Origin of the sequence: Gemmatimonas sp., assembly GCF_044376735.1 — a bacterium.
Classification (GTDB): domain Bacteria; phylum Gemmatimonadota; class Gemmatimonadetes; order Gemmatimonadales; family Gemmatimonadaceae; genus Gemmatimonas.
This window is the reverse complement of sequence record NZ_JBILKJ010000110.1, coordinates 1-9,571: the sequence shown is the minus strand read 5'-3', so window position 1 is coordinate 9,571 and position 9,571 is coordinate 1. Positions and strand designations below refer to the sequence as shown.

Genomic DNA, 9,571 nt, shown 5'->3' with positions numbered 1-9,571 from the left:
GTGCCGAGCGACGTGATCTGGTCGGGGAACCTGGTGGCGGTGCTGTTCGATGCCTCGGCCACGCAAATCGAGCGGATCCGCCTGACGATCACGGCGGGCGCGCCGCAGCCGTTGAGTGAGGCGGCGAAGGCGGCGAAGGCGGCGGCGGATACGCCGGTGGTGCAGACGCTGCCCCCGTTGCCGGCGCGCTGACGGAACCCCGGGGAACGCAGCGGGCCGCCACGCGCGATGCGTGACGGCCCGTTGTTTCTCTCTACATTATCAAATCATCAATAAGACGTTATCGCGACATTTTCTCGCATTCCTAGCGTGCACCGGCGTGGGCCGGGGGCTGCGAATCGAGGATCGCGCCGAGTGCTTCGGCGGTCCAGCTGATGGCGTTCGTGTAGTACGAGCCGATCTTGGTCGGGTCGACCCCCATTTCCTTGGCGAGTTCGGTGGCGTTCTCAAAGAGGCCGAGTTCGTACGATTCGGCGAAGCTGATCGCGAGGGCGTAGGGACCGCAGCGATCGAGCAGCGCGTCGTTGGCCTCGGTGCTGAGGGCGACCCGGGAGAGAATCTCGGGCAGCGGCATACGGAACACGCCGTCGAGCAGGGAGAAGAGGCCCACGAGGAAGAGGGTTCCACCGTCGCGAGGGCCACCCTCGAGCTGTTCGAGCAGGCGGCCGCGTTCCACGGCCTGACGCACCAGTTCCTGATCCACGCCATTCGACGACCGCCGGACGGCGGCGACGGCGACGGCGAGCCAGCGGAGGAACGCGGCGCGGCCGATCAGGCGGAGCGCCTGCCCGATCGAGCTGACGCCGCGCATGCCGATACCGGCCGAATTGACGAGACGCAGCAGCTGGAACGTCAGGACCGGATCGGTCGAGATGAAATCCTCGAGCTGGCGGTCGTTGATGTTCGCGTCACGGGCCATGCCCATGAGTCGCATGGCGGCGACCGTGGACTGCGGCATGTTGGCCGCTGGCAGCGGTTCGGGGCGGCTGAAGAACGTGCCCTGAAACGCGTCGAAGCCCAGCCCGAGGACCACCTCGTACTGCTCGAGCACATCGATCTGGGTCGCGATCAGCTTGGGGGCATTCTTGCCAGTCCCTTGCGTGATCCGGTCGCAGATCTGGCCGATCGTGACGGCATTCTCGCTGCGGGTATCGATGCGCACCCAGGAGACGAACGGCACCAGCGCCTCCGACGGGCCGGCGATCTCACCCACGTCGTCGAGGGCGAACAGGCCCCCGTGCGCGCGATATCGGGCGATCGCGTCGGTCACCGCGTCGTCGGCGACGAGATCGGGGGGGAGCATGACGATGGCCGAGCCAGGCTCCGCCATGTGGAACACGTCCTCGACCAACTGCGTCCGTGTGCACGCCACGAAGGCCGGCAGGCGGTTCCGTACCAAGTCGAAGGTGCCGCTCAGGAAGCTCTCGGCAAATCCACCTTGCCCTTCCGCAGTGTCCTTGAAGCGGATCTCGTACCCCAGCAGGGCGCCGGTGGTACCGAACATGGGCTGACGAACCAGGAAGAATTCTGACATTGGTCGGGGAAGAACTCGGTGCAGGGGTGGCGCAGACAGCACTCGCTTAGCGACCATATGACGATTCACCTGATCGCCGGGCACACATTCGGGCTTCGCGCCGAATCCGGTGAGCCCTGTCATCTCCCTTCGGTCAGACATGAGCATTACCACGCTCGACGGAAGCCTTCACCGCGGCTGCGGTGGCCGGTACGCGCTGCAGACGGAAACGGTGACCATGCGCATCAGCGGCATGGCGACCGAGGTGACGCGCGAGTTCTATCGGTGCGAGAAGTGCGGACACGAGAACCGGACCATCGACCAGCGCGACGTGGCGGAGAAGACGGCGACTGAGCAGATCCGGGTTGCCCACGATCTGCTGGCGCCGAAGGCGATCCGGCAGCTGCGGGAATCGCTGGGGCTTACGATCCCGCAGTTCGCGGAGCTGTGCTACGGCACGCCGAAGGGGATCGTGGAAGGGTGGGAGAAGGGCAAGTACCTGCAGAATCGCGACGCCGACGCCTTGATTCGTGGGCTGCTCGATCGCGAGACGCTGGAGACGCGGGCGGCGAAGGCCGGTGTGACGCTCCCGGCGATCGTCGATCCGGCCGCCTCGGCCGACGCAGCATCCGCCTCCACCGTCTGATTCCGAGGACGCTGCCATCGCGCTGATCATCGCCCACGAGCTGACCCGTCGCTTCGGCGACGTGACGGCGCTCGACGGCCTGACCGTGTCCATCGAGCCGGGGATCACCGGACTGGTGGGATCGAACGGGGCTGGGAAGAGCACGCTGGTGAAGATTCTGCTGGGGCTGCTGGAGCCCTCCAGTGGATCGGCCACCGTGCTGGGGCATGATGTGCAGCGGGAAAGCGGGGCGATCCGCTCGCTGGTGGGCTACATGCCGGAGCACGACTGTCTGCCCCCGGAGATGACGGCAGCGGAGTTCGTGTCGTTCATGGCCAGATGTTCGGGGCTGCCGGCCGCGGCGGCGCGTGAACGCGCGGCCGAAGTGCTGCGCCATGTGGGGCTGTTCGAGGAGCGCTACCGGCCGATGCGCGGCTACTCCACCGGGATGGCGCAGCGGGTGAAGCTGGCGCAGGCGCTGGTGCACGATCCGAGCATTCTCGTGCTCGACGAGCCCACGAACGGACTCGATCCGGCCGGCCGCGACGAGATGCTGGCGTTGATTGCGCGCACGGGCCGCGAGTTCGGCATCTCGGTGTTGGTGTCGTCGCACTTGCTCGGCGAGCTGGAGCGCGTGTGCGATCATGTGGTGTTGATCGACGCCGGACGTCTCGTGCGCGCGGAGCGCCTCGGGGCGCTGACCGGTGAAACGGGCACGTTGCTGGTGGAAGTGGACGGCGACGTGGAGGCCTACTGCGCGGCGTTGCTGGCGCATGGGCTGGTGGTGCAGCGCGACCGGTTGCGCGTGCTGGTGGAGCTGCCGAGCGGCGACGACGCGGAGAGCGTGGCGCGCGTGTTCGCGGCGCACGACACGGTGCGCGATGTCGCCGTCGCGACCGGCGCAGGGCTGCTGCGCATCGAGCGGCGTCGTGGGCATCTCGAAGACCTGTTCGCCGGGGCGATCTCGTGAGCGACGCGACGACCGACACCACCATCCACGACCTCGGCTATCGACGCTACGAGGGCGCGCGCGAAGGCGTGCGCGGCGCGTGGCGGGCGCTGTTCGGGCAGGGATTCCGGGCGATGTTCGGACTGGGACGTCCGCTCAAGTCGAAGGCGGTACCGGCGTTCGTGCTGGCGGCCACGATGCTGCCCTGTCTCGCCACGTTGGCCGCGTCGTCGGCCACCAAGGGGCAGCTGCCGATCATGTACGGCAACCTGATCGAGTCGCAGCTCATCCTGTTCGTGCTGTTCGCCGCGGCGCAGGCGCCCGAGGTGATGAGTCACGATCAACAGCATCGGGTGTTGCCGCTGATGCTCACGCGCGAGGTGACGCGCGATGTGTACGCCAGCGCGCGGCTGGCCGCGGTGTTGTGTGCGTTGCTGGTGGTGTGCGCGGCACCGCTGCTGTTGCTGTATGTCGGCGAAATCGGGATTGCGGCCGACCCGGCGTCGGCGTTCACCACGATGGGGACCAAGGCGGGGCCGGTGCTGCTGCAAGCGACACTCACGGCCTGGGTGATCGGTGCCATTGGCGCGGCGATGGCGTCGATGACGGCGCGGCGCGCCTACGCCACCGCCTCGGTGATCGGCGTGTTCCTGGTGGCCGCGGCGGTGTCCATCGGGCTCGACGATCTGGCCGGCGTCTCGGCCGACGTCGCGAGGTTCATCGATCCGCTGCGCTCGCTGCACACGATGGCGCTGATCCTGTTCGGCGAGAAGAATCGCGCGATGGAGCTCGTGCCCCCGCCGCCGCTGTGGATGTTCGCGCTGCTGGCGGTGGCGCTTGGCGCGCTCGGCGTGCTCGCGACATTCTGGCGTGTGCGCCGGGTGCGCGTATGAGCGACCGCGCCGCTCCGCTCGTGTTCGAGCACGCGTCACATTGGTATGGCGACGTGGTGGCCGTGAACGACGTGACTTGTCGTATCGAGGCCGGCATTACGGGGCTGTTGGGTCCGAATGGCGCTGGTAAAAGCACGATGCTGCAGATGGCGGCGGGATTGCTCGCGCCGTCCAGCGGAACGGTGCGCGTGTACGGCGAGTCGCCGCTCGAACATCCGTCGATCTTTCGAAAGGTCGCCTTGGTGCCGGAGCGTGAAGCGCTGCCGTCGATGCTGTCGGCGCGTGCCTTCGTGGAAGCGCGCGCGGTGTTGCTGGGGCTGCGCGATCCGAAGACGGCCGCGCTGCGCGCCCTGACCACGGTCGAGATGGACACCGTGGCCGACCGCACGGTGGGCGGGTTCAGCAAAGGCATGCGACAGCGTACCAAGCTGGCGGCCGCCCTCGTGCACGAGCCCACGCTGTTGTTGCTTGACGAACCGTTCAACGGACTCGATCCGCGGCAGCGTCTGCACATGATGCGCCTGCTGGAGGCACGCGCGAGTGAAGGCACGGCGGTGTTGCTCAGTTCGCACATCCTCGAAGAAATCGAAGGCGTGGCGTCGCGCATTCTGGTGATGTTGTCGGGGCGCCTCGCGGCGAGCGGCGATCATCGGACGCTGCGTCGCATGATGACCGACCGGCCGCACACCGTGCGCCTCCGCTCCACGAACGATCGCGCGCTGGCATCGGCGCTGCTGTCGTCGCCCACCGTGATGGGGGTCGATCTCGAGGCCGATGCCTTGGTCGTTCGAACGGCGGACTACACCGGGTTCGCGCATCAGGTGGGTGTCGTCGCGAAGCAGGCGTCGATCACGTTGCTGGAAGTGCAGCCTACTGACGAGTCGCTGGAGCACGTGTTCGCCTATCTGGTGGCGCGATGAGCGTGGCATATGGTCGTATTTCGCCGTGGGCCACGGCGCGCGTGCTGGTGCGGCTCGCGTGGGCGCGCACCTTCTCCGTCACGCTGGTGGCCGGGGTGACCGGATTGCTGTTGTTGCCGGTGCTCTTCGCGTTGGCCTTTGCCGCGCGCGGCAGCTTGAGCGGCGATCCGGTGGTGTTTCTGGTGCAGCGCTACGACACGCTGGTGTGCGGGCTCGCCATGCCGTTGATCGGCTTGTTGCTGGGCACGAGCGCGTTCAGCGCCGAGACGGAAGACGGCACGCTGTTGTACCTCGTGACCACGACGACGCCGCGCTGGTGGATCGTGTGTGTGCGCGTGCTGTACGCGTCGATCGTGACGGGGCTGTTGTCGGCGTTCGCGGTGTGGAGTACCGGGGCGATCGCGGCCAACGGCAGCAACCCGGAGCAGGTCACCTCGGCGTTTACGGTGGCCGTGCTCTTCGGTGGCGCGACCTACGCGGCCCTGTTCACCGCGCTGGCCTTGCTGACGCGCCGGGCGCTGGTGGCCGGCCTCGTGTACGTGCTGTTCTGGGAAGGGGCGTTGAGTTCGACCTTTCCCGCGCTGCACTATCTCAGCGTGCGTCAGTGGACGCTGGCGGTGGCCGCGGCGCTCACGGATTCGTCGGAGCAGGTACTGCAGAATGGCCCGTCGCTCGCCGCGTCGGTGATCGGCGCGGTGGTGGTGGCGGTGCTGTCGGTGTACGTGGGTGGACGGCGACTGCAGCGACCGCGCATGCAGCGGTAACGGCGACCTACTCCTTACTCTGTTTTATCGCCGCTTGTAGTTCCAGATCCGGGAGTGCTTTCCGCAGCACGTGGTCGATCTGGGTGAGTCGTGCGGCCGGCGAGCGCTCGGCCAGCAGGCGATACCGGCTGGGCAGATCGAGATCGATCATGGCCCCGACGCTCCACGCCACCTGGGCGGCGTCCTCCGGCAGGTCGGGGAGTGGGTCGGTGTCGTCGTTCAGTGTGCGCACGGCCTGCACGACGCGCTTGAAACTGGCGATCACGTCGTCGGCGGCGACGGCGAGTGCCACCGGGGAGGCCCCGGCTTCATCCAATACGATGGTGCCGGTGGCCACGTGATACGGGGCCTCGTGCTCCACGAACGCCGTGAGGGCGAAGCGTTCGCGTCCGGTCACGATGATGTTGGCGCGGCCGTCGGGCATGATCTCGACGTCGGTCACTTCGGCCACGCAGCCGATGCGTCCGGCCGGCAGGTCGCGCTCGGCGACGCCCGGGATCGCGGCGATGATGCCGAACCGCCCATCGCTGGCGCGCACATCAGCGAGCATCTGCCGATAGCGCGGTTCGAAGAGGTGCAACGGGAGCCGAGTGCCGGGGAAGAGCACGACCCCGAGCGGGAAGATGGGCAGCGTGAGATCCGTCACGACGGACCGTTCCGGTGGTCATTTTCGACACAGTAGCGCGCCATCAAAACGGCACTATCAAGTCTGTATGGCACTCTGGTGACATCCAGGCGTGGCGCGGCCGGATGCGCCTGCCGCGCGTGCACGCTGGGTGCCGCGGTCGCCGACGCGGCCATGTGCTGGAGGGGATGTTGGCCCGAGCGGGGGGCGTTCATGCGGGCAGGCTATTGGTGAGGAGCGAGGTTGTCAATCAAACCGTGTCGGGAACGGCACGGATTGCTACCACTGACGGGGCGACGTGGATACATTGCCCTGCTGCCTGCGAAGTGCGGGTCCGGCGCCGTCGCCAAGTGGTAAGGCAGGAGACTGCAAATCTCCCACCGTCGGTTCGATTCCGACCGGCGCCTCTGAGGACTGCAGTTCTGAGTTTTGAGTTCTGGGTTCTGAGTATGAGGAAGCGGGCGACTCCCTGTGGGAGCCGCCCGTTTCATTTCCACCCGATCGAGCCGCCGGGACTAGTCCCAGTACGCGGTGAAGTCGTAGTACGCGGCGCCCGAGCGGCGATCGTAGATCCGGATGACCGCCGTGTAGCCGTTCCAGGCGCTCGGCTGCTGCACGACGGCGATGTCGCCGCGCCCTGACCGCACATCGATGGACAGGGTCACGTTCCGGTTCGGCAGCCCACGGCCACGGATGTCGGTGTTCACGTCACTGACGCGGTTGCCGCTGCGGGTGATGGCGTCCACGCGCCGGCCGGAGAGCTGGATCTCGACCACGTCGTCCACGCGGCCGCTCCAACTCAGCGAGCCGCCCTGATCGCGCCGGTCGTTGTCGCGCCCGATGCCACGCCCGACGCCACGGCCATCACGGCCGCCGCCGTAGTCGTCGACGTAGGCCGTCAGGCGGTACACGTCGGCGCCGCCGCGCGGGTCGCGCACTCGCAGCACGGCCTGATAGCCGTTCCGGGCGGATGGCTGTTCGATGACATCGACGTCGCCGCGACCGTCGTTGAGGACGACGAACACGTCGGCGCCGGTGCGAGGCAGGGCCGAGTTCACCCGCGTTCGGCTCGGCAGTGCGGCGTCGAAGCCGTGCGTGCTCACGTCGCGCCCACGCACCACGATCAGCACTTCACGATCCACGCGGCCGGTCCAGGTGAACAGGGCGCGATCGCCAAGCCCGCGATCACCCTGTGGCGCCGGCAGCGCGCCAGCCTGCGAAGTGGCCACGCAGAGCCCGGCCAGCACCGGCATGGTGATGACCGCGCGACGGACACGAGTAAACATCGAACGATGCAGCGTCATGTGCTCCTCCCGAGAGTGATAGTCACTGCCGTACGAGGCATCAGTGGTGCCACGCGGCGGGCTCGACGGCATGTGCTGGCGCGGCTGTCGTGTTCGTTATGCAAGTGCTTATGGCAGAACACGTTCACCGGATCCGCCGGCCGGCGTGACGATCGGCCGGTGGGTCGGTCGCACCCCGACACTGTCTCCAACCGTGGACAGCTCCCGCTGTGGCGACAGGACGCCAACGATCGAACGTGACCGGGAAGACGTTCGGGCGTGCCGTCCTCCCGCTACATTGCCCGACGCCATGGAAAGCCTGACGTGACCTCGAATCCACTGCGGTCTGCGCGACCGGCGTTGACGGCGCTGACCGTCATGGTGCTCGCCTTTGCGACGCTCGGACATCGGGCCGAGGCGCAGGGACAAACGCCCTCGTCGGCACCAGCCCGCGCGGAGCAGGCCTGGCGCGATGCGCTGGCCGATTCGCTGGTGCGTCGCGCGATCGATCGTCGCAGCGTACAGCTCGCCGACAGCACGCTGCTGAGCTACACCGCCGACGCGCATGGCTTTCTGGCCTTTCTGGCGCAGCTGGGCGAGGGCGTGATCATTCCGCCCAAGGTGGTGCAGAGCGAGGAGCTGCAGCTGACGATCGCCTGGTGGCAACCGGGGCGCAGTGCGCAGCGACTGGTGGGGCGCCGCGACACCACGCTGCTGCCGGCCGACGTGGGCTACTATCGCGATCGCTATAGCGTGGTGCTCGACAACCTGCCCGATCGTATTCGTCTTGGTGACGGGCAGGATGTGCGCGACGTGCCGCACCCGCTGGCCGCGCTCGGTCCACGCACGTATGAGTACGCGATGGGCAGTGCGCTGCGTATCCGCATTCCCGGTCGTGAGATCGTGGTGGATGAAGTGAAGTTCCGCCCGCGCGATGCGGCGCAGCCGGCGGCGGTGGGCTCGGTGTATCTCGATCGGGAAACGGGTGCGGTGGTGCGGTTGTCGATGACGTTCACGCGCGCGGCGATCATCGACAAGCGCATCGAAACGCTGGTGGTCACCCTCGAGAACGGACTGGTGCGCGAACGCTATTGGCTGCCGCGCCGCCAAGAGGTGGAAGTGTCGCGCGGCAGTACATGGTTCGATATCCCAGCGCGCGGCATCGTGCGCGGTCGCTGGGAGATTTCGGGCTACACGGTAAATGAGCGCATCGCGCAGAGCACGATGCTGTCGCCGCGGTGGAGCGCGGTGCCACGTGACTCGGCCAAGGCGTATCCGTTCACCGGTCGCGTGATCGATGTGCTTCCGCCGGAAATCCAGATCGCCAGCAGTGAAGAGGTGCTGCGCGCTCGTGTGCAGGCCGAGGCGGCGATCCGCAGTGCGATGCTCTCGCGCCCCACGACCGCGTCGGTGACGGGGCGCGGGATCAGTGATCTCGCGCGCTTCTCCCGCACCGAGGGGCTGGCCCTCGGTATTGGCGCGTCGCATCGCAGCAGCCTTGGTGTGCAGGTGGGTGGTCGGGTGCGCTACGGGTTTGCCGATGCGCAGCTCAAGGGGCAGCTGGCGATCGGTCCGGTGCCGGCGTTCGGACGCACGCCACTCATTCAGCTGTTCGCCGAGCGCGACTACCGCGATCTCGCCTTCGCTGAACGGGCGGGCGTCACGAACACGCTGGGGGCGGCGCTGTTCGGCAGTGATTACACCACGCAGGTGGACACGCGCGCCATCGGTGTGCTGTGGCGCCGCCGGCCCACGAGTGCGTTCACCTGGCGGCTGGCGTACGAGCAGGACCGGCCGTTGACGGTACAGGCGTCGTCGGTATCGGGGCGTTTTGCGCCCACGCTCGCGGCGTGGGACATCGCCGGGGTGCGCGCCGAGGTGCAGGGGACCGGCGGGTGGGTGGGTGCCGATGCGCGTGGCGCACGCGGCACCTGGTCGTTGCAGGGGAGCGCCGGCGCGTATGACGGGACGCGGATGCTGGCGGCTCGGGCGCAGGGGC

10 protein-coding genes and 1 tRNA gene are annotated in these 9,571 nt (G+C 67.7%); 8 read left to right on the top strand and 3 right to left on the bottom strand.

The genetic code is table 11. The features are described 5' to 3' along the window. A partial coding sequence (locus ACIRA7_RS12620; RefSeq protein ID WP_396221201.1) for a hypothetical protein occupies positions 1-192 on the top strand: 192 nt, incomplete at its 5' end. 112 nt (positions 193-304) lie between these two features. On the opposite strand, the gene ACIRA7_RS12615 is transcribed toward ACIRA7_RS12620, so the two are convergent. Next, on the bottom strand, positions 305-1,534 hold the full coding sequence (locus tag ACIRA7_RS12615) for an EAL and HDOD domain-containing protein (protein WP_396221200.1): 1,230 nt from the start codon (positions 1,532-1,534) through the stop codon (positions 305-307). Positions 1,535-1,673: 139 nt separating this feature from the next. On the opposite strand from ACIRA7_RS12615, the gene ACIRA7_RS12610 reads away from it, so the two are divergent. The 5 genes from ACIRA7_RS12610 (at position 1,674) to ACIRA7_RS12590 (ending at position 5,664) form a co-directional block, all read left to right on the top strand. Beyond that, positions 1,674-2,159 (top strand): hypothetical protein, encoded by a 486-nt coding sequence (locus tag ACIRA7_RS12610; protein ID WP_396221199.1) that lies wholly within the window; start codon positions 1,674-1,676, stop codon positions 2,157-2,159. Positions 2,160-2,220: 61 nt separating this feature from the next. Next, on the top strand, positions 2,221-3,108 hold the full coding sequence (locus ACIRA7_RS12605; RefSeq protein WP_396221198.1) for an ABC transporter ATP-binding protein: 888 nt from the start codon (positions 2,221-2,223) through the stop codon (positions 3,106-3,108). Further along, the gene (locus ACIRA7_RS12600) at positions 3,105-3,980 is read left to right on the top strand and encodes a hypothetical protein (RefSeq protein ID WP_396221197.1); all 876 of its coding nucleotides are present in this window, start codon (positions 3,105-3,107) and stop codon (positions 3,978-3,980) included. Before ACIRA7_RS12605 ends, ACIRA7_RS12600 begins: the two co-directional genes overlap by 4 nt. Further along, entirely contained in the window at positions 3,977-4,900 is a 924-nt protein-coding gene (locus ACIRA7_RS12595; RefSeq protein ID WP_396221196.1) for an ABC transporter ATP-binding protein, read from the top strand. Before ACIRA7_RS12600 ends, ACIRA7_RS12595 begins: the two co-directional genes overlap by 4 nt. Then, positions 4,897-5,664 carry a hypothetical protein gene (locus ACIRA7_RS12590; protein ID WP_396221195.1) on the top strand — a complete coding sequence of 256 codons (768 nt, stop codon included), beginning with the start codon at positions 4,897-4,899 and terminating at the stop codon, positions 5,662-5,664. Before ACIRA7_RS12595 ends, ACIRA7_RS12590 begins: the two co-directional genes overlap by 4 nt. Before the next feature lie 7 nt (positions 5,665-5,671). On the opposite strand, the gene ACIRA7_RS12585 is transcribed toward ACIRA7_RS12590, so the two are convergent. After that, positions 5,672-6,310, bottom strand: coding sequence for an LON peptidase substrate-binding domain-containing protein (locus ACIRA7_RS12585; RefSeq protein ID WP_396221194.1), 639 nt, complete (start codon positions 6,308-6,310; stop codon positions 5,672-5,674). A gap of 315 nt (positions 6,311-6,625) precedes the next feature. On the opposite strand from ACIRA7_RS12585, the gene ACIRA7_RS12580 reads away from it, so the two are divergent. Further along, a tRNA-Cys gene (locus ACIRA7_RS12580) sits at positions 6,626-6,696 on the top strand. Positions 6,697-6,804: 108 nt separating this feature from the next. Here the strand turns inward: ACIRA7_RS12580 and ACIRA7_RS12575 are convergent. Continuing rightward, positions 6,805-7,593 (bottom strand): hypothetical protein, encoded by a 789-nt coding sequence (locus ACIRA7_RS12575; RefSeq protein ID WP_396221193.1) that lies wholly within the window; start codon positions 7,591-7,593, stop codon positions 6,805-6,807. A 303-nt stretch (positions 7,594-7,896) separates the two neighbouring features. On the opposite strand from ACIRA7_RS12575, the gene ACIRA7_RS12570 reads away from it, so the two are divergent. Then, on the top strand, positions 7,897-9,571 hold a 1,675-nt coding region (locus ACIRA7_RS12570), incomplete at its 3' end, for a hypothetical protein (RefSeq protein WP_396221192.1).

Excerpts from the sequence above, each read along its gene's own strand:
- ACIRA7_RS12590 (WP_396221195.1), top strand. The coding sequence starts at position 4,897 with ATGAGCGTGGCATATGGTCGTATTTCGCCGTGGGCCACGGCGCGCGTG.
- ACIRA7_RS12575 (WP_396221193.1), bottom strand. The coding sequence starts at position 7,593 with ATGACGCTGCATCGTTCGATGTTTACTCGTGTCCGTCGCGCGGTCATC.
- ACIRA7_RS12595 (WP_396221196.1), top strand. The coding sequence starts at position 3,977 with ATGAGCGACCGCGCCGCTCCGCTCGTGTTCGAGCACGCGTCACATTGG.
- ACIRA7_RS12615 (WP_396221200.1), bottom strand. The coding sequence starts at position 1,534 with ATGTCAGAATTCTTCCTGGTTCGTCAGCCCATGTTCGGTACCACCGGC.
- ACIRA7_RS12610 (WP_396221199.1), top strand. The coding sequence starts at position 1,674 with ATGAGCATTACCACGCTCGACGGAAGCCTTCACCGCGGCTGCGGTGGC.